This is a genomic window from Nocardia sp. NPDC047038 (assembly GCF_040644075.1).
Classification (GTDB): Bacteria; Actinomycetota; Actinomycetes; order Mycobacteriales; family Mycobacteriaceae; genus Nocardia; species Nocardia sichangensis.
In genome coordinates this window covers 548,128-570,730 of the sequence record NZ_JBEYVQ010000004.1, presented here as the reverse complement: position 1 = coordinate 570,730, position 22,603 = coordinate 548,128, and the positions used below count along the sequence as shown (strand labels likewise).

Here is a 22,603-nt window from a genome sequence, read left to right as displayed (position 1 = left end):
TTAGTCATGACGAACATTGTTGAGGTCGAGTCCCCGATTCCGGGCGTTTTCTTCCGTCGACCCGCGAGCGATAAGCCGCCGTTCATCGAGATCGGCGACTATGTCACGAGTGGTCAGACGCTGGGCTTGGTCGAGATCATGAAGCAGTTCGCTCCGTTGGAGTCGCGGGCAACCGGGACGCTGGTGGACATCTGCGTAGAGGACGGCGCGAATGTCGAGGCCGGTTCGGTGATTTTCAAGATCCGGACGTCCGATGAGTGACTCACCAACGATCCTCGTCGCCAACCGAGGAGAGATCGCAGTCCGCATCATCCGTGCGATTCGCGAACTAGGCCACGTATCGGCGCTCGTGGTCAGCGATGCCGATCGAGACTCGCTTGCTTCGCGGTTGGCCGACCGGACGATCGTGCTGCCCGGGACCGCGTCAAAGGACACTTATCTCAACGGTGACGCGATCATCAGCGCTGCCAGAGAGGCAGGCGCTGTCGCGGTTCATCCGGGATACGGATTCCTGTCCGAGCACGCCGACTTTGCCCGTGCGGTCATCGACTCGGGATTGACCTGGGTCGGACCGTCACCCGACCTCATCGCGGCAATGGGCGACAAGGCCACCGCTTTGCAGCGAGCTCGTGCTGCTGGCCTCCCGACTGTCCCAGGCTCCGATGGCGTGGTGGCCAGCGCTACTGCCGCCGTCGCGGTCGCCGAAGCAATCGGCTATCCGGTGGCCATCAAGGCCACCGCAGGTGGGGGTGGCCGAGGCATCCGCATCGTGCAGACGCCCGACGAACTGGTCTCGATGTGGGACGTGACGGCCGCGGAGGCTGTCGCCGCTTTCGGTGATGGTCGCCTCTACCTCGAGAAATTCATTCCGCGCGCCAGGCACGTCGAGGTACAGGTGTTCGGTGATGGCACACGGTTCGTGCATCTTCACGATCGCGACTGCAGCCTGCAGCGTCGGCACCAAAAACTCATCGAGGAATGCCCCGCTCCGGGTATACCGGTGGCCACACGGTCTGAACTGCACGAGTCGGCGTGTCGGCTCGCCGCCGAGATCGAGTACGTGGGCGCCGGCACGGTCGAGTACCTCTACGATCCAGATACCGACAAATTCCACTTCATCGAGATGAACACGCGGATCCAGGTCGAGCACCCGATCACGGAGGAACTCCTGGGCGTCGATCTGGTCCAGGAACAGCTAGCTGTGGCACTCGGAGCCCCGATGTCGTTCGAGCAGGACGCACTGATCCCACGCGGGCACGCGATCGAGCTGCGCATCAACGCTGAGAATCCGAGGCTGAACTTCTTCCCTTCACCCGGAGTCTTGACATCGGTGTCATGGCCGAGCGGGCCGGGCGTTCGGATTGATGCAGGTGTGGCGACCGGCGACGCTATCCCCCCGTTCTACGACTCGATGATCGGAAAGATCATCGTGTGGGGAAGCACGCGACACAAAGCGATCAGTAGGGCGCGCCGTGTCCTCGATGAATTTTCTTTGGAAGGCGTCTCCAACACAGCCGCATTCGTGGGTGCTGCACTAGCCGACGAGGCCTTCGTCGCCGCCGCACATCACACCAAGTATCTCGAGGAGCGCTTGGACGTCATCCTAGCCGGGTTGGTCACGCCGGACGGATCAACGAAGTCGGACCCGCCTGGCTGTCGCCAGAGTCGGTAGATCTACAAGTTCAATTCGCGCCAGCAAGAAACGTGAGGTTACCAAGCAATGAGCGTTCAAGAGACCAGCAGAGTGCGGGCCGTGGACATCAACTGCGACCTGGGTGAGGGGTATGGCAACTGGGAGTTCGGAAATGATCCCGACCTGATGCCGTTCATCACCACGGCCAATATCGCCTGTGGCTTCCACGGCGGCGATCCCGTCATCATGGGGCGCTCCATCGAGTTGGCAGTCCAGAGCAATGTCACCATCGGCGCGCACCCAGGTTTTCCTGATCGTGCGGGATTCGGTCGCAGAATCATCCCGCTCGATGCAGAGGAAGTCGGGGCGATGCTCACGTACCAGATCGGTGCGTTGCAAGGCTTTCTGCGCTCACGCGGCCTGGAACTGAACCATGTGAAGCCGCATGGGGCGCTCTACGGCTATCTTCTGCGAGACTCGGTCATCGGTGAAGCCGCGGCGCGTGCGATAACCACGGTGGCACCGGGATGTCTCATCTACTGGCCGGCCGGCGCAGGGGCCAGCACCTATCGCGATGTCCTCGAGAATTCGGGCCACAAGTTCGTCGGTGAGATCTACCCCGATCTACGGTACTCGCCTGACGGAGCGCCGATCGTCGAGCGACGCAAGAAGCTCACCGATGTCGGCTTCGCGAAGGCGCAGGTTCGCCGTTGGCTGACGAACTCCGTGGTCGAGACGGAGGACGGATCGATGTTTCCCGTCGATGGGACGAGTATTTGCCTTCACTCTGACGCACGCAACGCTGTCGAAGTCGCGAAAGCGCTCGCGGAAGAGATCACCTCTCTGGGATTTCGGTGCGCGGCTGAGCCGAAGTCGACTGCTGTCGCCGCATGATCGAGATCCTGAGTCCGGGGCTGAGTACGACCATCCAAGACACCCGCGAGCGGCTCGGACTGGCCGTGCTGGGCATCCATGTGGGTGGTGCACTTGATCACTACTCGGCCACGGTGGCGAATCTACTGGTAGGCAACGACACCCAGGACGCGGTCCTCGAAGCCGCGTATGTCGCTCCGTCGTTCGTGGTGCATGTAGATACTGCGATGGCCGTAACCGGGGGGTCTGTCGATGTGGTCGTCAGCGGCGAGCACTTCGACTCCTGGACGACCGTTCACCTGTGCAAGGGAGATGTAGTCGAGCTGGGGGCAAGCCGGGAGGCACCCCGGATCTATGTTGCATTCAGTGGCGGAGTCGACGTGCCGCTCGTCCACGGCTCGCGCTCCACAAACCTGTTCGGTCGCTTCGGAGGTCTTGGCGGTACGACCTTGCAGAAGGGTGACCGGGTGCCGCTGGGCGGGTGTGACAGCAGACCGAACACGTTGACGGTTCGCGACAACCACCGGTTGGGCGCACGACGGCGTACTGCGATTCACGTCGTCCCGGTAGAACCAGACGACCGACTCTCGCCGGAAAGTTTTCGCGAGTTCTTTTCCGCGGATTGGACAGTGACTCCATCGAGCGACCGGACCGGCGTGAGATTCAGCGGCCCGACCATGACGTGGAGAGAGAGGGAACAGCCATTCGGGGCCGGTCCTGATCTGTCGAACACCCTTGACGGTGGCTACCCGCTCGGGTCGATACAGATCCCGGGTGGAAGCGGGCCGATTCTCTTGCATCGCGACGGTCCGACGATGGGCGGATACGCCGTCGTTGGTGTCGTTGCCCGGGCTGATCTCGATCTGGTTGCGCAGTGTATGCCGCAATCTGCGGTGCGTTTTCGCCAGACCAGCCGAGATGAAGCACTTGTCATGTGGGATCAGTACCGAAGTGAACTCGCTGCCTTGCCTGAAATCCTGATCAGCACCTGAAACATTCATCCTATGGGTGCGGCTGGACGCCTGCCCGTGCGAGAGGTGGGACAGCCCTCGCCTCGTCAACGAGTCTCGGAAGAAGTGTGCTATGAAGATCTACGTTAGTGGTGAGGATCATCTCACCTTTGTGTTCGAGGCCGACATGTCGTTGCAGGCGAATCTGCGTGCGATCCGCATCGGGCAGGCCTTGACGGCGCGACAGGTTGATGGCTTGGTCGAGTGTTATCCCACCAACACGTCGCTCATGGTGCGCTTTGACACCGATCTTCATCAGCCAGGCGATGTGGTCGCAATCGTCCAAAACGCGGTGCAAGCCATCGATCGGCTGGAGGCTCCGGCTCTTCGCTCCCGCGTGATCGGCATTCCGACATGGTTCGACGATCCGGTCACCCGTGCTTGCCAGGAGCAGTTCGCCTCTTTTCGCCGAGATCCGAATATAGATGACCTGACCTATTGCGCCCGTGTCAATGGTTTGTCCGGGAAGGAGGAGATGATCGATCGCTTCGCCGGGGCGCCCTGGATCGTGTCCGCTTCAGGCTTCTACCCGGGGTGCTTCGAGGGCTTTCAGCTCGTGGACCCGAGCCGTCAGCTCACGACGCCCAAATACGTCTCGCCGAGGCTTCATACCCCGGAGCGGACCGTGGGGCAGGCCGGTTGCTTCGCCGGAATATACCCATACGCGAGCGCTGGGGGTTATCAGATGCTCGGCCGTGCGGCCGGACCAATCTATCAGCCGGATGGAAATCTCGCCGACTTCAGTGAGGGACCTGCGCTATTGAAGGCCGGTGACATCATTGTCTTCCAGCCTATCGATGAGCAGACATTCACTGCCTTGGAGGGGGAAGTCGAGCGCGGCACATTCCGCTACCGCATCTCGCAGGTCGAGTTCTCACTCGACGACATAGAGACTGATCCGGCCGGTGTCTCCCTACGCATCCGAAAATCGGTGGACAACTGATGACCCCGTCACGCCTCTTCCAGGAGTAGTGGACTCTCCCCTGCAAGCGATCTGCGGACATCTTCGCGCCCCGTCATAACGGTCTTGGCGATGATCTTCTCTGCCCGGTCGACGTTCCCGCTCGTGATGGCTTGGTAGATCTCGAGGTGCTCCTGCTTCAGTGATGCTGCATCTCGGGGCACAGCTGTGTTGTAGGCGACCGTGAAGCAATAACCCAGCGCCTCAAGGAGTTTCTGGTAGTACCTGTCGAGATGAGCGCTTCCCAGCAGCCCGACGATCGCGCCGTGAAATGCCAAATCCTTCTCGACGATCGTCTGGGTATCGCTCGTCGAATACGCGGTCAACAGATCATCGAGTGCAGATTTGAGGGTCGAGAAGTCTGTGGAGGGGGAGACTGAGCGGGCGGCAGCTGTTTCGAGGTGATAGCGAGCGAGGTAGAGGTCCATGATCTCTTTCTCCGTCGGCTGCCACACCACCCAGCCCTTGTTCGGAGTGTGCCGAGCGAAGCCGGCGGACTCCAACGAGATGAGAGCGCTTCGCACTGTGTTACGGGAGACCTCCAGATCTCGGGCCAGCAAACTTTCCTTGATTCGTTCGCCCGCCCGCAGGCGACCGTCGAGGATCATCTTGTGGAGAGTGGTGGCGACCTGAGCCGCAACTGGGTGGGACGAGGCTCCGGGGGCTTCAGATGACACCATTGTGAGTATAGTACGTCGGTCTCACCCGCCCTCTTTTGTCCATCAGTTGGCAAGGTGTCCAGCAGGTAGATGGTGGTCTGACATCATCCCTCAGTCGTTGAGGCTCTGACCACCTTGTCCCCTAGAGCAGGTTCCGCGTAGGGCGAGATCCCGTCTTCTGTTCGACCGTTCCATGCTCAGATTAAATGTTGGACATATGCGGTTCGGTCTAATATTCTTGAGGCTCTGATGTAAAGGAGGCCGGATGGGCGACATTCAGGCAACTGCCGCCTTGTTGGCGGTGCTCGACTTCACTTCCGTTGACCGCGAGGAGTTCGATGCGTGGTACGACACCGAACACATTCCTGAGCGGCTGCGCGTTCCCGGTATTCTCGCGGCGCAACGTTGGCTCGTTTCCGGCATAGCGGACACCTCAGTGGCCTTCTATGACTTGAGCGACCTCGACGTGCTCACCACACCTGAGTATCGGAAGATCTCTGGCGAATCCCTCTCGCCTTGGTCCAAGCGAATGATCGGCAAGTGCGACTCTTTTCGCTACTACGAGGCCCGGCAGCTGACATTTGACCAGGAGCCGTCGCCAGCCACCGCGAAGGGGTTCTACGTCGTCGGTATGAACGTCGAAGACTCGTTCGAGGCCGAGTTCAATGCGTGGTACGACGAGGAGCACTTGCCGCGACTGAAGGCGCTGTCCGGCGTGATCCGTGCCCGTAGGTATTTGACGGTCGAAGGTCCACACCGATATTTCGCCGTCTATCACCTAGACGACCCTGGCCTTGTGGGGTCGCCTGCATGGCTTGAAGCCGCCGAGACCCCGTGGACGCACCGTGTGCGTCCACGTACATATGATCGTTTCAAATTGGTTTGCCATCCATTCAGCTCGGACGCACCGGATCAGGCACTCGTCGGTGGAGGTGCGCAGTGACCACGCTCTACACCGTGCAATGCAACTTCAACCGGTCCGACCTCGAAGCCGAGTGGAATGACTGGTACAACGGCCCCAAGATGGGGCGTATGCTGGCGAAGCCTCTCTTCCTCCGGGCCCAGCGATTCAAGGCCCATTCCTTCGATACCGGCGTCAAGTACCTCGCCATGTGGGAACTCGAGTCGCCCGCTGCACTGGAAAGTCCTGAATACAAGGCCACTTGGGGCTGGGATCGGTGGCAACCGATGATCGATGACTGGGTTCGGGACCTCAGCGCCTCCCGCGCCCCTTCCATGCGCGTGCCGTTCATGGAAGGGGCGAGCGGTGCTGTCTACATGCATGTCGCTTGGTTCGACGATGACGTGGACACGGCGGGTTGCGAGGCGCTCGCTGCACGCGAGATCGCTCCCTCCACATGGTGGTGGGGATCGTGTCGAGGACTCGACAATTCGGCGCGCACCATCGCGGTGTCCAGCATCCCGTCCGAGGCAGATATTCCGCGTGAGCCGATCTTCGGACGCGCTGCTCGGCGAGAGACGGTCTACCAATCAATATCGGCGCTGGCCCACGCTGGCGTAGCCGACATCGAGCGCGGCTGACGAACGGCTCGCCTGACCAATACGGAGATGGAGACTTGATGCGGAAACACACGTTCAGTCGTGGCAACAGTGCGCAGGCCCCGAAATGATGAAGTCCACGGAGGCGGCTTCACTCGGTCAGTTAGCTGGTCGCCATGCACTTGTCACCGGTGGTGGTGGCGGCCTGGGCTCGGTGATGGCGTTCACGCTGGCGCGTGATGGCGCCCGCGTTATTGTCGCCGACAGAAATATCGATAGCGCCGAGCGGGTTGCCCAGATAATTCGGGAGCGCGGCCGCAGTGCGACTGCGCTCGAACTCGATGTCACCAGCGAGGCGTCGTGGCTCAGAGCCATGTCGACCCCTGAGGTAGGACGAATCGACATTCTGGTGAATGCAGCGGGGGTCATCGCACGTGACACGCTCGAATCGGTGACCGAGGAGTCGTGGGCGAAAGTGATGTCGGTCAATGTCCTCGGCGCAACGCTGGGCATCAAGGCATGTGCACCGGGGATGCGCTCCGCGGGGTGTGGAGCCATCGTGAATATCGGCTCCACCGCCGCCCTGCAGGCGCATTCGGATCCTGTGTACTGCGCCAGCAAGTGGGCGATCCGTGGGCTCTCCAAAGCTGCGGCTATCGAGCTGGCTCCGTGGGGTATACGAGTGAACTGCGTCCATCCCGGCCTTATTCCGACTGAGCTCACCAACAACGCCGCGGCGAACTACGTCGTCGCAGCGTTGAACTCCACCCCACTCGGTCGGCTCGCCGACGCCGAAGGCGTGGCTGAAGCCGTGGCCTTCCTGGTGCGTGACAGCGCGGAAGCGATTACCGGCATCGACCTCGAGGTCGATGGCGGGTACACCGTCGGTGGTGCAGCGTGGGCCAGGAAAACGTCGGCGAAGAATTCTCAAGCACATGACGGCGCTGATCAAACCTGAGTCCTTCGCAGGTTATGGCTGTCGCCGAACACAGGCTGCGTGACACAGTCTCGCTGCGCGGCGACCGATGTCCAGCGCGACGCTGTCTCTGTTGCGCGAGCCCTTCGTAATTCTTTTCGACAAAGTTCCACATCACCAAGGAGGCACCGTGACAGACGTGCGGGGCACACACCCGCTGCTCGAGGTCCTGGGCGGCCAGTTCACCCCGACCGACGACGCCACGGCGGCTCGCTGGCGGGCCGAGGGGTGGTGGGAGCAGCGTTCGATCCGATCCTTGCTGACCGACGCCGCTGCTGCCCACCCCGATCGGATTGCACTCGTGGGGCGCCGGGCGGAGGGTCGCCGAGTCACCCGAACTTATGCGGAGTTTCACGCGGGTGCCAACCAAGCGGCAAGTATTCTCGCATCGCTTGGAGTGGGACCAGGCGATGCCGTCGCCGTCATGCTGCCGAACTGGGTCGAATATCCCGAGATCGTCTTCGGCATCAACGAGGTCGGCGCCGTCTATGTGGGCATCCCTGTAGCGCACGGCGAGCGCCAAGCCGCTGCCGTATTACGGAGAAGCAGGGCGAAGATTCTGGTGATCCCGCGGCGCTGGCGTCGAGATGAGCATCTCGATCTCTCTCGTCGAATGCGTCTCGATCTCCCGACGCTCGAGCACGTCATCGTCCTCGATGAGGATGCCTCCGATCTGTGTCAGGGGGAGTCGCTCTGGAAGGACCATGCGGAGGTCCCGCGGCAAAAGTTCCCCGAACCGGACCCCGACGGACTCTGCTATCTCGGCTTCACCTCGGGCACGACCGGTGAGCCCAAGGGGGCCATGCACAGCCACAACACCCTGATCTACTCGGCTCGGCAACAGGCCGAGCACATCGGAACCGAAGTTTACGGTCACCCGCTGGTACAGCTTGTCGCTTCGCCCGTAGGCCATCACACCGGCTTCATCTGGGGCATCGTGTTCACCACACTGCTGGCAGGGACCGGAGTCCACGTCGACCGATGGGATCCCACGTGGGGAGCCGATGTCATCCGCCAGGAGGGGGTGACGACGTTCTTCGGTGCGCCGACCTTTCTGCAGGACATGATGCGGACTGACCTAGTCGGGGACCCCGCCTGCCCCCTTACCTGTCTGGTCATCGCCGGCGCGCCGGTGCCGCGCAGCTTGCCCGCGCAGGCGGGCGAGGCGCTCGGCGCCTATGTGGCACCGGCGTGGGGCATGACCGAGTGCAGCATCATTATGTCGTGCACGCCAGATGAGCCGGACGCGATCCAGCGCACAGATGGGTCGGTCTTCGCCGGGTCTGAGGTCAAGATCGTCGGCGCCGGTGGCACCGAGCTGGCACCAGGCGAGGTCGGTGAGCTCCTCGTGCGCGGCCCGGCGGTTGCCTATGGCTACTTCGATCGGCGAGACGCTACCGAGAAGGCGTACCTTCCAGGGCTGTGGTTCGACACGGGAGATCGCGCCAGTATCGATGAGCACGGGTGGGTGTCGCTGGCCGGTCGCACAAAGGACATCATCATCAGAGGCGGGGAGAACATTCCCGTGACAGAAGTCGAGTCGGCCATCTTCGACCACCCCGATGTCTTGAACGCGGCGGTAATCGGGATCGAGGATGCGCGCCTCGGCGAGCGAATCTGCGCCGTACTCGTTATCGAGGCCGGCCGCCCGGAGCCGACTGTGGACTCGCTGGGCGAGTTCCTGGTTGGTCAGGGGCTCTCCACGCACTACCTGCCGGAGCGAGTGATTTGTCTGCCGGAACTGCCGATGACACCCAGCGGCAAAATCCAAAAGTTCAAGTTGCGGGATTTGATGTGACTACTGAGCAGTTGCCCCTCAGCGGGGTGCGGGTGCTTGATCTTTCCACGTTGCTGCCAGGCCCCGTGGCAACGCTCTTCCTGGCCGAGGCCGGTGCAGACGTGGTGAAACTGGAGCGGCCCGGGCGCGGGGACGAGATGCGAAGCTACGAGCCGCGCTTCGGCGAGGCCAGTGCCAACTACGCCATCCTCAACCGCCACAAGCGTGCGTTCGCCGTGGATCTCAAGGACCCCGCCCAGCGAGACCGAGCACTCGAGCTGGCAGCCGAGGCCGACGTCGTCGTCGAACAGTTCCGACCCGGCGTAGCAGACCGGCTCGGGCTCGGATACGAGGCCGTGTCTTCGGCAAATTCTCGTGTGGTCTACTGCTCGATCAACGGTTACGGATCTGCCGGACCCTACGCCACGCGCGCCGGCCACGACCTCAACTACCTGGCCGAGTCTGGCCTGCTGGGCGTCGTCGTCGATCGAAGAGGATCGCCGACATTGCCCGTCAGCGTGCTCGCCGACATCGCGGCGGGGGCCTATCCAGCTGTAGTCAACATCCTCCTCGCGCTGCGCCAGGTAGAAGCGACCGGCCGAGGTGCGCATGTAGAGGTCGCGATGACAAGCAACCTGCAGGTGCTCGGCTACGGCTACTTCGCGACGCACCAGGTCGACGGGAACTGGCCGGTGCCAGGAGGCGAGCTGCTCACGGGGGGCAGCCCGCGGTATCAGATATATCCGACCGCCGACGGACGGCACATCGCTTGCGCGGCATTGGAAGACAAGTTCTGGCGGCGGCTTACCGAGATAGTCGGCCTTGACGAGGAACTCCTCGACGATGCTGGACAGGAGCAACGGGTGATCGCCGCGCTCGCCGAGATCTTCTCGGCTCGCCACTCCGACTTCTGGCGGGACCTGCTGTCATCCGAGGACGTTTGCACATCCGTCGTCGCCACCTGGGAGGAGTCGGTCGCGGCCGGGCTTGTTCAGGTGGACGGCCCTGATCGGGTTTCCTTGCCCGGAGCCGCCGATCGGTCTTTTGCCACACTTCCCAGCCCGCTGGCACCCGCCCTCCGGCGTGCCCCAGCCATCGTCAGCTATCCCGAGCTGGCGGACCTGCCCGACGGCTCACCCTGGGCCTGACTGACGTTCCGAGAAGGAGTCACCAGAATGCGTGCAGTACTCGTGGAGGATTTCGGTCCACCGTCCAACCTCGTCATAAGAGAACTCCCTGACCTTCAGCCGCGACCAGGTGAAGTGGTTATCGAAGTCGCCGCGGCAAGCGTTAACTTTCCCGACATCCTGGTGGTCGAAGGAACGTACCAGAAACTGCCGCCACGTCCTTTCAGCCCAGGCAAGGAGGCAACCGGACGGGTCGCCGCGGTAGGGGAGGGTGTCGAGCGAATCGCCGTCGGCCAGCGCGTCTTCGCGCTGGTCGAGTACGGCGGGTACGCCGAGCAACTCGTGGTGCCTGAGGAACTGGTGGTCGAGCTCCCTGACGATGTCGGATTCGAGCAGGCCGCTGCCGCCGGCTTGGTTTACGCGACCGCTCACTTCGGTCTCCGTCGTCGCGGTCAGCTGCGAGCCGGAGAGACCGTGCTGATCACCGGAGCCGGTGGCGGCGTGGGCTCCGCGGGCGTCCAGCTCGCCAAGTCTTGGGGCGCACGAGTCATCGCGCTCGCGCAGGACGAGGCGAAAGGCGCGCTGGCCCAGAAGCAAGGCGCGGACGTCGTGCTCACGTCCGGACCGGACACCCTGCGCGACGACCTGCTCGCCGCCACCGACGGTCACGGCGTAGATGTCGTGCTGGAAATGCTCGGCGGTGACTATCTCACCCAAATTGTACGAGCCACCGCATGGGAGGGTCGAATCGTGATCGTGGGCTTCGCGTCCGGCAGTCAGACCCCGATCAAACCAGGCCATCTGCTGGTGAAGAACATCAGCGTCATCGGACTCCAGAGCAGTGACTACCGTGACCGCCATCCAGCTCTGACGCGCGCGACGATGACCGAGGTGCTCGAGCTTCTCGGCAGAGGGGACGTCGACGCTGCGATCGACGCTGTCTTCCCGTTGGAAAGGGCGAGTGACGCATTGCAGTACGTCAGGGACGGCAAGGTCAAGGGCAAGGTAGTCCTGACGACGGGGCTCGCCTGATGGCACCGCGGACCGTGACCTGGCAGTCGGACACCGCGAGGCTACGAGGATTGGTGGAGGGAACGTGTCGGTGACATGGTCCGGGCACTAGGCGCGAGTGCCGGACTCAACCATAGACGGCGAACGGCAGTAGGTATCGCTCGCGCCTTCTTCTCAGGAGGGGCGCAGGTGGGTGTCGTCGAGACGGATGAGTACGCAGCTGAGGCGGCACGCGAAGGTGTCGAGCGCAACGTTGCGGTCGACGCTGGGTCACTAGGCCGCGAGATCGGACAGAGGTTCTAATCATGGTGATGTCGGATATGGGGCGCTCGACCCACGACCTGGGGATGGATCTCAGGCACAAACAGCCGATCGGTCCGCAGGAGCACGGGACGCGGCAATCCGGGGCGGAGAACGTGCTCGCCACGGCCCGTCGCCCGTTGGACGATGCGCGCGCCCAACTGCGGGAGGCCGTCGAGTACCTGCAGTACGACGAAAGCGTCTATGACATGTTGGCGGTCGCCAGGCGAGAACTCTCCGTCAGCATTCCGCTTCGGCGTGACGACGGTCGAGTGGAAGTCCTGACAGGCCATCGCGTACAGCATAACCTCTCGCGCGGGCCAGGAAAGGGCGGTCTGCGCTACAGTCCGGATGTCGGCATCGACGAGGTTCGTGCCCTTGCGATATGGATGACGTGGAAGTGCGCCCTCCTGGATGTTCCTTTTGGCGGGGCGAAGGGCGGCATCACGATCGACCCGCGATCGTACTCACATGCGGAGCTGGAGCGGGTGACTCGGCGGTACACCAGCGAGGTCTCGCCCTTCATAGGCCCCGACATCGACATCATGGCTCCCGACATCGGCACCGATGAACGCACCATGGCCTGGATGCTGGACACCTACTCGGTGGGCCGAGGAAACACAGTTCTTGGGATCGTGACAGGCAAGCCGGTCACGCTCGGCGGTTCACTCGGGCGCGCAATGGCGACATCGCGAGGCGTTGCGTACATTGCCATGCTCGCACTTGCCCAGCGATCGATTCGTGTAGAGCGCGCATCGGCCGCTGTTCAGGGCTTCGGCAAAGTTGGACGAGGAGCGGCTCGGATTCTCCACGATGCCGGCGTCACCGTGGTCGGCGTGAGCGACGCCGACGGAGCAATCTTCCGCCAGTCCGGTATAGACATTCCGAAGCTCGAGGAACACGTCGACATGACCGGTTCGGTGGTTGGCTTCAGCGGTGCTGAACCTCTGCCGGGACAGCATGAACTCTTGACGCTCGACGTGGACATGCTGGTACCCGCCGCCGTCGAGGCGGTTCTCACCGAGGAAAACGCAGCCCAGGTCCGCGCGAAGGTCGTCGTCGAGGGGGCGAACGGACCTACCACATCAGCGGCAGATCGAATCTTGCAGGAGAAGGGTTGCCTCGTCGTGCCGGACATCTTGGCAAACGCAGGCGGGGTGGTCGTCAGCTACTTCGAATGGGTACAGGCGAATCAGGCGTACTGGTGGACGGTCGACGAGGTGGAGAGCCGACTCGACGCTCGCATGCAGTTCGCCTGGAACCGAGTGTGGGAACTGGTCGAGTCCAGCGGGATTTCTCTTCGCAGCGCTGCGATGGCCCTGGCCGTAAGGTCGGTGGCCGAAGCTCATCGCGTCCGCGGTCTGTACCCCTAGTCCCGCGCGGCGTGCCTGCTGAGCCGTCGCGGGGTCTGGTACCGGAGTAGGGGCAAGAAGTGGAGGGAGAAGTGATGAAACCAATGCCTTCTCGTCAGCATGAAGATCGGTGAGGCGTCGATCGCGAGCGGGGCGAGCCCGCGCGCGCTTCGCCTGTACGAGGATGAGGGCCTGATTGTCCCTGGCCGGTGCAGTAACGGATACCGCGACTATTGCCCGTCGACGATCGACCGAATTCGAGTGATCCGCCACCTCCTTGATGCTGGGCTTCCAGTGCGGTTCGTCAAGCGGGTCCTGCCCGCGCTGATCGAGGGCGCCGGTGACCTTGATTCACAGGCACGGGATGAGATTGCTGCGTATCACGACCGTCTCACGCGAAGGATTGCGCTCCTCGAACGACAGCGCTCCTCCCTCGGCGGCTTCCTGTCCCAGGCGGCCGATCGTGAGGCATTCAAACGCTTGACCTTCACCCATACGTCAGGCTCCTACGGTTGACGTATGACAAGCAATTCGAGCGCAAGTGCAAGCCCTGAGACCATGAAGGGTCTGGTTCAGAAGTCCTTCAACGGACCCGACGATCTCGTGATGGTGACGGACCTTCCGGTTCCGTCGCCGGGTCCACATGACTACCTGATCAAAGTTGGTGCCGCCGGGCTCAACTTTGCCGACGTCATGCAGACAAGAGGTACATATGCCGGCGGTCCAGTTCCGGAGTACGTAGCGGGATTCGAAGCTGCCGGTGAGATCGTTGCCGTGGGTTGCGAGATCGCCGATCCGTTGCCTATCGGCTCCCATATAATCGGCGCGGGCCCCGGCGCCTTTGCTCAGTACATGGTCATGCCGTCCGTTACTGTCGCTCCGGTTCCGCCTGGATGGAGCGATGCAGCTTCTCTCGGCCTGGTGCTCAACTGGGCCACAGCGCTGGCCGCGATCAAGCCGTTGGGGAATCTGGCCAGCGGAGAATGGGTGCTGGTCCATGCCGCAGCGGGGGGAGTCGGCCAAGCAGCGATCCGTCTCGCTCGGCACTACGGCGCCAAGGTGGTTGCGACGGCATCCCAGCACAAGCACAAGGTTCTCGCTGGCTTGGGCGCTGATGTCGTGCTTGATCGCGAGCGCGCCGACCTCGGGGCTGAGATCCGTCGACTCACCGGCGGAGTCGACCTGGTTCTGGAGTCGGTCGGGAAGGCGACGTTCAGCACGAGCCTGTCGGTCGCCAAACCGTTCATGGGCCGCATAGTCGTGTTCGGAGCCGCCTCCGGCGACGCCTCCATCAGCACCCACGAACTCGTATTCGAGCACCGAGTCCAGGTGAAGGGCCTTCACGTGGGAGCCTTCGCGGAACTCGTCCCAGAGTTGTATGTCGACTTGCTCGAGGAACTCTCGTCCCTCATCGAACTCGGGGTCTACACTCCGGGCAATCCAGACGTTCATTCGATTGCAGACGGGCCCGCTGCTATGCGTGCTCTTGCCGGCGGAGGAACCGTGGGGAAGCTGGCGATCGACCCCTGGTCGTAGCGACTGAAATCGCCCTGGCCCGGTGGAGGCTTCCGATGCACAACACCGTCACCCGAGCCGCCTACGACAGCGGTGTCGGTAGGCCGACAAGGGAGTCAGCCGCGCGGGCGGACCCAGCAAATGCCACCAATAACCCATTCCGATGTCCACTGAACGGCACATAGGGTCCAATGACGCGAAAAGTCCCGCTTAGCTGTTGCTGGCCAGGAGGTCGTTGACAGCCAGACTTCTCAGGCCAGTAACGCTGCGGACAATCTGCGTTGATGGTTGACTCTGACCCTGGGGCAAGCAGTGTACTCGGGTCTGGCCCATCCGAGAGACGGGTGGCGACCGGGAGGAACATCAATGACCGAATTCACTGTCGAAGAGCGCGCGGAACGTCCCTGGGTGGGAGTGTCGACAACTGGCGAGCTTGCTCACTGGGATCGCGTGAACGCGCACGTCCCGCAGGTCTATGCCGCCCTCGCGGCAGTCGGCGGCATCCCCGAGGGCGGGCCGATCTACCAGTACCACAGGATGCAAACCGTCGCGGATCCGATGGACATCACCGTCTCGGTTCCGGTGGCCGCGTGCATCGAGATCGGCGAAGGCTTCGAAACGGGCGTCATTCCGGGCGGCCGCTACCTCGTCGCGCGCCCGGAGGGCGGTCCGGATGCCTTGGGGCGGGTGCACGGCGAGATGTGGCAGTGGGCCAGCGTGCAGGGCTTGGATCTGGCGATCGAGGAACGAGCTGACGGGATCCACTGGCGAGCGCGCACCGAGCAGTTTCTCACCGACCCGCAGTCCGAGCCCGACCGCAGCAAGTGGGCGGTCGAAATCGCATACTTGCTGAAGTGAGCGGGACCGCCAGGCTGTCGATCGGGGAGTTCAGCCGTCTTACCTGGCTGTCGCCGAAGGCGCTGCGTCTGTACGAGCGGCGAGGTTTGCTCCTTCCGGATCTCGTCGATGAGTACACGGGCTACCGCTACTACCGACCATCCCAGGCGGATCGCGCGCGGATGATCGCGCTGCTGCGCCGCGTGGGCATGCCGTTGGAGCGTATCGGTGCGGTGCTCGACTCCACAGGGGAGCAGCGGCGCGCATTGATCGAGGCGTACCGGGTGGAGACGATCCGTGCACATCAACGGGCTGTTGCACTGCTCGACGGCCTGGCTGGCAGCCCCACCGGCGAGCAGCTGCCCGAGAACATGCCGTGTGTGCGGAGCCGCGTGGTGAATCCATGGGCGTTCATCTCACGTACGCTCCGCACGACCGCAGCTGATCTTCCCTCGCACATCGAGCGAACCGCTGCTGTGCTCGCCCTCCGCGCCGGAGCGAGGGTCTCCTGGACCCAGCCGCTTGTCGTCGTGTATCACGGCGAGGTCAGCTGGGAGTCGGACGGACCGATCGAAGTGCGCGTCCCCATCGTCGACAGCGATGCGGCCGACGGTGTCGAACCCGAGGGAATGGAGTTCTTCGTCGACGTTGCGTTCGGCGAGGTCCAGTTCCCCACGATCCTCCGCTCCTTCGACGCGGTGCGGGACGCCGCCGCACGCGACGCACGCCGGCCATCCGGGTCGCCGCGCGAGATCTATCTCGACGGCGACCCGTTCCGGTGCCAGGTCGCACAACGCTACGTCGAAACGAGTGCGCCGCGGAACTGGACGCGATGTGGCGACACACGGCCGGCCGGGCCGTGGCGGGCGAGTTGAGCGTCGACCACGACGGTCGGCTGCACGCGGCGGCGTTGACCGCGGTTCCGGAGCCGCCGCCGCTGATCGATCTGCGGCGGCGATGTCAGGCGATGATGCCGCGGGTCGACATCGGCGAGCTGATCCTGGAGGTGATGGGCTGGTGCCCGCAGTTCGGCGCCGCGTACACCCACATCTCCGGCGGCACCCGGATCAGCGACAACTTCGATGTCACCCTCGCTGCGGTACTGACCGCGCATCGCTCAACGTTGGTTGGGGCCCGGTCGTGACGCCAGGCCTTCAGGCGCTGACCCGATCCCGGATCGGGCACGTGTTTCAGAACTATGTGCGTACCGAGAACCATGCGCGAGCGAACGCCGCGCTGATCGCCGCCCAAGCTGGGATCGGCACCGCCGAATTGTGGGGCGGCGGCCTGGTCGCCGCGGTGGACGGCACCCGATTCGTCGTGCCGGTCCGCAGCATCGACGCCCGCGCGAACCCGAAACATTTCGGGCGATCGGGGTCAGCGTCACCGGTGAAAAGGGCATTCTGAGGTTGCGGGCCAGCACCTCGCGGCACTGGTCGCTGCGGTGCCAGGGTACGCAGGAGAACCCGCACGGCGGTTTGGCGTAACAACCGCATCGCCAGCCGCCGTAGCATACGTGCTGCCGCCCGCGCAGCCAGGTCCCACACCACCGACCTCACCTGGCAGGTCAGACGCGTGGTCCGCCGTTGACAGCGCTACATACCGCCAGGCACTTGTTCGAGGAAGGTGATGCAGCAGTTCGGTGTTGGGCACAGCAGCCGCCGGATTCGCACCGGACGACAGCGGCGCGGTCATCCACTGGAAGGTCGGCGAGGATCCGTCCGTCATAGCCGTGCACCCGGCCGGACTCGGCACCGCAGACCGGGCAGGACGCCGAGCCATCGGGCGTTCGCGCCACCACGACGATCCTGTTCACCCTCATGCACCGCATCCTCGACCACCAACGGCAACAACCCCGAAAACGCCACGCCGACAGCGAAACTCACCTCATTCGCCGAGGCATCGTGCCGTCACCGACGATCAACCACCGGAAGCGAGCCAGAGCCGCCATCGAGATAGACCCTGTTTATCGGTGGTGATCCCGTTTCAGGTGCGGTGACGGCGCTTTCGCGGCGCGGCTGAACAGCCTTAGTTTCGGCGTTTGCGGGACGGGCATCGCTGTCGATTGTGTTAACTTGGTTGTCCTTTTGCGGGCTCGCTTTGTCGGAGTGGCGCGTTGGGGCTGGTCCGGCGGAGGTTGGTCCGAACACCACAGTGGCGATGACTGGCTGTTCCGCAGCGGGTTCGCGTGTGGTCTTCGACCACGGCGTTCTGCCGGATTTGTGGCCAGCAGCCACATCAGCGACGGCTGAGGTTGGTTTGGGTGGTGTCGTTCTCGCGGGGTTTCTGTGCGGTGTCCGAACTCTGCGTCCCCACGGGGTCTGCGGCGTAGGTTCGTTATCCCGGTTCTGCTGTGCTAGTGACGAGCGAGTTCCGGCATTGTTGTCGGGTGAGGGGCTGTCGAAACTGGGGGACTGGCTATCCGAAGCGATAGGCTCGGGGGACGATCCCAGTTCGCGACGATCGTTTTCAGCGGGCCGGATATGTGCATCGGAACCATCGACCTGGGTTTCGATTATCTTCGGCACACGTTTATCCGCTTCCTCACAGCGGATGGTGATATCGTTCGTGTCGGGGCGGCGCGCCTCGTATTCGTCTGCGGCTGAGGTGTTTGTGGCGACAGCCATCCCCGTGGAACTCGGTCGAGTGAGGTTGGTAACGTCAGGGGTCGCAACCGTCTCTATCGACTCATTGATCGCCTGCTGTCGGTCAATTAATCTAGCTATTGCCGGACCATCCTGATTCGCATCAACTGCGCGTAAGCCCGTCGTGGCATAGAGAGCGCTTCCCTGTGGGGAAAGCATACTCCTAGGAACAGAATGTGGTTCGGGTCCAATGCCGGCATGTACCCTCCCTGCAGGCGAGTTCCCGATTTCCCGCTGCGGCGAAAAGGCCGGTGTGGTGGCGGCATCGAATCGGTCGGCTGTGGTGAAATCTAGTCTATCTACGTTCTCGACGAATGTCGCGGTGTGCTGCGAGATCTCGTTGGCATGGTCATGGAGGATTTTGGCGTAGCGCAACATTTCGTCAGGCTCGATGTATAAGGGTTGTACTGACGAACTTTGCTGCGAAGGAGGCATGCCCAACGCGTCGCGGACGGCTGCCTTGATCAGTCGGTCGATAGTTTCTCCGAGGGGTTCGATCGCTTCACCGACGACCTCGGCGGCGATGTAAGATACCAGTATGTCTTCGACGCCGTTGCACAGACGCCGGGCGGCCTCCCGGACGGCAAGGCCGAGGGCCTGCGCCCCTGGAGTGGTCAGAACAACCGCGTAACTCACGGCGAGGGCGGCGAGTTCAGTCAGCGTTGCGATCTTCACCGCGGTGATCACATCCGCCGCGACGTCCAGTGCCGTGGCGACGATCTTGCACGCCCGGTCGAGGTCGGCCATGTGGGTCGCGCTCATTCGACCCCAGGCCGTGGCCAGTGCCTCGTAAGAATCGCCGGAGTAGACCGAATTCATATCCTTGATAACGCCGGTCGCCGACTCATGCGTTTTCGCGATATTCATCGCGAAAACGCGCACGTGCTGGCCCAGTAAGCGAACATCGTCTTCATTTATGTCCGGATATTGAATGCCGATGAAGTTTAGGAAGTGCGCGACCTCGCTCGGTATTTCTACAGGCATATCCGGATCCAACTCGGAAGGCATGTATTCATGTATGTATAAGCGGTTTTCCGAATGTGTGGACCAGCTATTGTTGCGCGTTCGCTGTGGCCTTCACTGCATCGACGCGGACTGCTAATTCGAACAGCACTTGGAGAAGCTGGTCTACCTGGAATCTTTCCGGATAATATGATACTCAGTCCACTGGGTTCGGTCCCCAAGGGGTAGTTAACTGGAATCTTCGATGTGGGGGAGCCGACGCGGTGGAAACCGTCTTCACCTACTAGCGTTAGAGCCGCGGGTCGGTACTGCACCGAATTGATGACTCGCATCCTTCAGGTGCATCTATCTGTGATCGACCTCAGTCCTCGCGCTGCTTCTGCGCTTCCTCGAACTCCGTGTCGGAAAGGTCGTCCGAGAACTTCGGAGACATCATTTTACGTTGTTTTGGCGTGAATGAGTCGCGAATTCTCTTACCCTCATCGATCTTGCGCAATGCCTCTGCGATTTGATCTGGATTCATGGGAGCGACGCCAGCCTCCTCGGGTGTGGAGAACGTTTTTCCTGCTATTTTTTCACTCATCGGTGGCCGCCTTGTCGAGATTGATCATGTCTATTTCTAGAGGTGTATCTGAATCTCGACTCTCCGTTCTGCGCAATACTTTGAACTTTGATCCCGAAGGAAATAAAATCTCCTCCTCTGATGGAAAACGTGAGTATTCTTTCACCGACCTTCCCGATCTCGACAAAATGTTGAATCTCACATTTCCGTAAAACGCACTTCTCGGCTTGGAGGTTGTGCTGGTAAATGCGTCTTCGGTGACAACTTGACCAGGCTGGTATTTCGCCGATATTTTCGGTCCAATCTCTGCTCCACGATACACGTTTCCTTCGTAGCGTGGTAGCTTCGTCAGCGCGTGGTTGATGGCATCGATTCTCGCCTGTTGCGCAGGCGTCACAGTACCCTCGCGAAGCGCTTTGTTCAGTTCCATATACCCTTCGCTGGTATAGTTTCTCAGCTCCAGGTGTTCGGTATGAGTCAGCAACGAATTCGGCTGGATCACTGGTTCCGGACCACCGGCCCTAGCTGCTGTAATTTCGGCAGTCTCAAATGCGCCCATGGCTGTGTTACTGCCCAAGATTTCGCGGGCAGAGTGGGCATCGGCGCCCGCTATGCGGTTAGCCGCCTCCGACGAGGAGTCGCCGAACTCGTTAAGCTGCTTGCTGATTGCCTTACTCGCCTGCGGGATACCGGGCTGCTCGGTCGTGCCTTTGAGGCCTGTGATCACATCTTTCAGTGCTTGTTTTAGGACCTTTTTCATGATCTTCCGGCAATGACGGTGCGGCCCGTCGCTGAGGCGGGTGGAGCGGCCTTCGGCAGGTTGGGCACGTGGGGGCCTGGAGGTGGCGGCATCCTCCTACTGATTCTGTCGAGCTATTTGATCCCCTCCGATGGAAGTCGGACCAGTTGCCAGCTGGTTGCACCCGGTGTCGTGTACCTTGCCCGTCGTGGGGTATTCGCGGGGACACCAGTCTCCCGTCTCGGCAACCTTGACGGCATGGGGAAAACCCCTACGAAGTGCCCTGAGCCGTTGGGTAACGGACCGGGTTCGATCTAAAGAACCCCTAACGAAATGCAGTTCGGAGGCGCGCATGATGCACGGCTGTGAGGAGTGGCGGATAGTGTGCACGCCATGGTCCAGGTCCAGGTCACGCCGGATTGCGGTAACGCTCCCAGGAAACAGGTGCTGCGCGACTACTCGATCGCGGTGGCGGAGCACAACACGGAGGTGCTGCTGTCAACCGTCGCCGATGACGTCGAATGGGAGATTGTCGGCCAGCAGGCCGTCCGAGGCAAGGCAGACGTCGCAACTGCACTGGACACGGCTGTCGGTAGGCAGGTGGTGACACTGCACGTGGACAGCATCATCACGCACGGCAACGAGGGGGCAGTCAGCAGCCGCATGATCTTCCGTGGCGGAGGCGAGTTGCGCTGCTGCGACGTCTACAAGTTCAGTGGCCACAGCAAGGCTGCGAAGATCAAGCGCATCACGTCCTACTGGATTGAGGAGTGAGCGATAGCTCGTAGGCGTCGCCACCAGATGAGTGTGTAGCCGAGGGTGAGGAAGACTTCGTGGATGTCATCGTGTATCCCCCGGCGGATTTGCAGGCGACGGAACCCGTGCAGATGAGCGAACGCGCGTTCCACAACCCAGCGTTGGGCGCCAAGCCCGGAGCCGTGCTCGGTACCGCTGCGGGCGATCAGCGGTTTCACGCCGGGATCCCAGACCAGGTGTCGGTACTTGTCGCGATCGTAGCCGCGGTCTGCCAGCACCATGTCTGATCGGCGTCGGGGCCGGCCGCGTTAGCCGCGCATCGGCGGCACGGCCTGGAGCAGTGGGATCAGCTGGCTGACGTCGTTGCGGTTGCCGCCGGTGAGGGTGACGGCGAGCGGGATGCCGGTGGCGTCGGTGATCAGGTGATGCTTGCTGTCCGCCCTGCCCGGTCGACGGGGCTTCGTCCGGATTTGGATCCCCCTTTAACGGCGGATGTGGGAGCCGTCGACCGCCGCCCGGGAGAAGCCCAGGGCCTTCGCTCTGCGCAGCCCGGCGAGGAGGACCTCGTGCAGCCGGGGCGAGACGGGCCGTGACCAACGATCTTGTGAAGACTGCCGTTTGGCGCGACAGTTGTAGTTCGTTACCTGTAGATTGTCGTGTGCTGGGTTATGTTGTAGCGCAGGATATTTCGGTGTGACGAGCGAGTATGGATGACGTCTTCGCCCGGGTTTCCGGTAGAGGTCGTGCAGTTGCGGCTGGCGCGGGCTCATCAACGAGTTTTCGCCGAACGCGATGCGTGGTGCGGGAAGGAAACTGTGGCGGGTCAGCCGCCACTGTGTCCAGCCTGGATCAGAGTTGTTGGATTCTTCGGTGTCGTCGTCGGTGAGCAGGAAAAGTTTCCCGCGGCCGAGGCGGCGGTTCTGCCAGATCTTGACGATCCAGGTGGCGATCAGGTGTTCCATCTTCTCGACGGTGAGCGCGGCGTCGGCTTCGGTGTCTTCACCGCGGTCGGCGACATCGACACCGGTGTAGCCCGGTAACTGTTCGAACAGCAGAGACCGGATTGTTCCGAATGCCCTTCCGATGGCTTGCTTGTCCGTGGGCCGCATCACCCGAGCTGGGAGGATGTTGCAACCAAGCACTCGCTCCGTACTAGGACATCGACACGTCGATCAGTCGCCGCTACAAGCCCTACCTGCATGAAGGCATGCGCTGCACCGACCTCAAGGGGCCGAGCGCGGAAGTCGTCGGCAATCGCACCAAGCGCAGATCAAGCGGCAGATTGGTGACAACAATGATGAAAGAACGGTGACAATCACTCCGAACAAGGCGCCGACGACCACCAGGTCAGGACAGCTTAACGGTGACGGATGTGATGAACAGCCACAGTCTACCGCCCCTGACACG

23 protein-coding genes and 2 pseudogenes are annotated in these 22,603 nt (G+C 62.3%); 19 read left to right on the top strand and 6 right to left on the bottom strand.

Annotation, left to right across the window (positions count from 1 at the left end):
* Window positions 1-6 precede the first annotated feature (6 nt).
* The 5 genes from ABZ824_RS19230 (at window position 7) to ABZ824_RS19210 (ending at window position 4,459) form a co-directional block, all read left to right on the top strand.
* Complete coding sequence (locus tag ABZ824_RS19230) at window positions 7-261, top strand: acetyl-CoA carboxylase (RefSeq protein ID WP_356964488.1); 255 nt, start codon at window positions 7-9, stop codon at window positions 259-261.
* A complete protein-coding gene (locus ABZ824_RS19225) occupies window positions 254-1,672 on the top strand; it encodes a biotin carboxylase N-terminal domain-containing protein (RefSeq protein ID WP_356964486.1) in 1,419 nt (472 codons plus the stop codon). The genes ABZ824_RS19230 and ABZ824_RS19225 overlap by 8 nt, the downstream gene beginning before the upstream one ends.
* Window positions 1,673-1,753: 81 nt before the next feature.
* A complete protein-coding gene (locus tag ABZ824_RS19220) occupies window positions 1,754-2,527 on the top strand; it encodes a 5-oxoprolinase subunit PxpA (protein WP_356964484.1) in 774 nt (257 codons plus the stop codon).
* Complete coding sequence (locus ABZ824_RS19215; protein ID WP_356964482.1) at window positions 2,524-3,498, top strand: biotin-dependent carboxyltransferase family protein; 975 nt, start codon at window positions 2,524-2,526, stop codon at window positions 3,496-3,498. The genes ABZ824_RS19220 and ABZ824_RS19215 overlap by 4 nt, the downstream gene beginning before the upstream one ends.
* Window positions 3,499-3,589: 91 nt before the next feature.
* Window positions 3,590-4,459: a carboxyltransferase domain-containing protein gene (locus ABZ824_RS19210; RefSeq protein WP_356964480.1), complete on the top strand. Its 870-nt coding sequence runs from the start codon at window positions 3,590-3,592 to the stop codon at window positions 4,457-4,459.
* Window positions 4,460-4,467: 8 nt separating this feature from the next.
* Here ABZ824_RS19210 and ABZ824_RS19205 read toward each other — a convergent pair whose 3' ends face one another.
* Window positions 4,468-5,157: a GntR family transcriptional regulator gene (locus ABZ824_RS19205; RefSeq protein ID WP_356964479.1), complete on the bottom strand. Its 690-nt coding sequence runs from the start codon at window positions 5,155-5,157 to the stop codon at window positions 4,468-4,470.
* Window positions 5,158-5,401: 244 nt separating this feature from the next.
* Between ABZ824_RS19205 and ABZ824_RS19200 the strand changes: the two genes are divergently transcribed.
* The 13 genes from ABZ824_RS19200 to ABZ824_RS19140 all read left to right on the top strand — a co-directional run bounded on the left by ABZ824_RS19200 (window position 5,402) and on the right by ABZ824_RS19140 (window position 16,938).
* On the top strand, window positions 5,402-6,079 hold the full coding sequence (locus tag ABZ824_RS19200; protein WP_356964478.1) for a hypothetical protein: 678 nt from the start codon (window positions 5,402-5,404) through the stop codon (window positions 6,077-6,079).
* Entirely contained in the window at window positions 6,076-6,678 is a 603-nt protein-coding gene (locus tag ABZ824_RS19195; protein WP_356964476.1) for a hypothetical protein, read from the top strand. The genes ABZ824_RS19200 and ABZ824_RS19195 overlap by 4 nt, the downstream gene beginning before the upstream one ends.
* An 85-nt stretch (window positions 6,679-6,763) precedes the next feature.
* The gene (locus tag ABZ824_RS19190) at window positions 6,764-7,594 is read left to right on the top strand and encodes an SDR family NAD(P)-dependent oxidoreductase (protein WP_356964475.1); all 831 of its coding nucleotides are present in this window, start codon (window positions 6,764-6,766) and stop codon (window positions 7,592-7,594) included.
* Between the two features lie 148 nt (window positions 7,595-7,742).
* The gene (locus ABZ824_RS19185; protein WP_356964473.1) at window positions 7,743-9,410 is read left to right on the top strand and encodes an AMP-binding protein; all 1,668 of its coding nucleotides are present in this window, start codon (window positions 7,743-7,745) and stop codon (window positions 9,408-9,410) included.
* Complete coding sequence (locus ABZ824_RS19180; protein WP_356964472.1) at window positions 9,407-10,537, top strand: CaiB/BaiF CoA-transferase family protein; 1,131 nt, start codon at window positions 9,407-9,409, stop codon at window positions 10,535-10,537. Before ABZ824_RS19185 ends, ABZ824_RS19180 begins: the two co-directional genes overlap by 4 nt.
* A 42-nt stretch (window positions 10,538-10,579) precedes the next feature.
* Entirely contained in the window at window positions 10,580-11,548 is a 969-nt protein-coding gene (locus ABZ824_RS19175) for an NADPH:quinone oxidoreductase family protein (protein WP_356964470.1), read from the top strand.
* A 284-nt stretch (window positions 11,549-11,832) separates the two neighbouring features.
* A complete protein-coding gene (locus ABZ824_RS19170) occupies window positions 11,833-13,200 on the top strand; it encodes a Glu/Leu/Phe/Val dehydrogenase (protein ID WP_356964469.1) in 1,368 nt (455 codons plus the stop codon).
* Window positions 13,201-13,299: 99 nt separating this feature from the next.
* Window positions 13,300-13,695, top strand: coding sequence for a MerR family transcriptional regulator (locus ABZ824_RS19165; protein ID WP_356964468.1), 396 nt, complete (start codon window positions 13,300-13,302; stop codon window positions 13,693-13,695).
* 3 nt (window positions 13,696-13,698) lie between these two features.
* Complete coding sequence (locus ABZ824_RS19160; protein WP_356964467.1) at window positions 13,699-14,715, top strand: zinc-binding dehydrogenase; 1,017 nt, start codon at window positions 13,699-13,701, stop codon at window positions 14,713-14,715.
* A gap of 345 nt (window positions 14,716-15,060) precedes the next feature.
* Window positions 15,061-15,552 carry a GyrI-like domain-containing protein gene (locus ABZ824_RS19155; protein ID WP_356964465.1) on the top strand — a complete coding sequence of 164 codons (492 nt, stop codon included), beginning with the start codon at window positions 15,061-15,063 and terminating at the stop codon, window positions 15,550-15,552.
* Window positions 15,549-16,406: a helix-turn-helix domain-containing protein gene (locus tag ABZ824_RS19150; RefSeq protein ID WP_356964463.1), complete on the top strand. Its 858-nt coding sequence runs from the start codon at window positions 15,549-15,551 to the stop codon at window positions 16,404-16,406. Before ABZ824_RS19155 ends, ABZ824_RS19150 begins: the two co-directional genes overlap by 4 nt.
* Window positions 16,403-16,675, top strand: coding sequence for a hypothetical protein (locus ABZ824_RS19145; protein WP_356964462.1), 273 nt, complete (start codon window positions 16,403-16,405; stop codon window positions 16,673-16,675). Before ABZ824_RS19150 ends, ABZ824_RS19145 begins: the two co-directional genes overlap by 4 nt.
* The gene (locus ABZ824_RS19140; RefSeq protein WP_356964460.1) at window positions 16,672-16,938 is read left to right on the top strand and encodes a Tn3 family transposase; all 267 of its coding nucleotides are present in this window, start codon (window positions 16,672-16,674) and stop codon (window positions 16,936-16,938) included. Before ABZ824_RS19145 ends, ABZ824_RS19140 begins: the two co-directional genes overlap by 4 nt.
* A 47-nt stretch (window positions 16,939-16,985) precedes the next feature.
* Here ABZ824_RS19140 and ABZ824_RS19135 read toward each other — a convergent pair.
* From ABZ824_RS19135 to ABZ824_RS19120, 4 genes and pseudogenes are all read right to left on the bottom strand, one after another.
* Window positions 16,986-17,417 (bottom strand): annotated as a pseudogene (locus tag ABZ824_RS19135) (transposase family protein); the annotation flags it as partial.
* Window positions 17,418-17,441: 24 nt separating this feature from the next.
* Complete coding sequence (locus tag ABZ824_RS19130; protein WP_356964459.1) at window positions 17,442-19,184, bottom strand: hypothetical protein; 1,743 nt, start codon at window positions 19,182-19,184, stop codon at window positions 17,442-17,444.
* 316 nt (window positions 19,185-19,500) lie between these two features.
* The gene (locus tag ABZ824_RS19125; protein WP_356964458.1) at window positions 19,501-19,722 is read right to left on the bottom strand and encodes a hypothetical protein; all 222 of its coding nucleotides are present in this window, start codon (window positions 19,720-19,722) and stop codon (window positions 19,501-19,503) included.
* Entirely contained in the window at window positions 19,715-20,461 is a 747-nt protein-coding gene (locus tag ABZ824_RS19120) for an ADP-ribosyltransferase (RefSeq protein ID WP_356964457.1), read from the bottom strand. Before ABZ824_RS19120 ends, ABZ824_RS19125 begins: the two co-directional genes overlap by 8 nt.
* Window positions 20,462-20,833: 372 nt before the next feature.
* Between ABZ824_RS19120 and ABZ824_RS19115 the strand changes: the two genes are divergently transcribed.
* Window positions 20,834-21,214, top strand: coding sequence for a nuclear transport factor 2 family protein (locus tag ABZ824_RS19115; RefSeq protein WP_356964455.1), 381 nt, complete (start codon window positions 20,834-20,836; stop codon window positions 21,212-21,214).
* Here the strand turns inward: ABZ824_RS19115 and ABZ824_RS19110 are convergent.
* Window positions 21,196-21,966, bottom strand: a pseudogene (locus tag ABZ824_RS19110) (IS5 family transposase). The gene ABZ824_RS19115 and the pseudogene ABZ824_RS19110 sit on opposite strands and share 19 nt — an antisense overlap.
* Window positions 21,967-22,603: the final 637 nt, after the last annotated feature.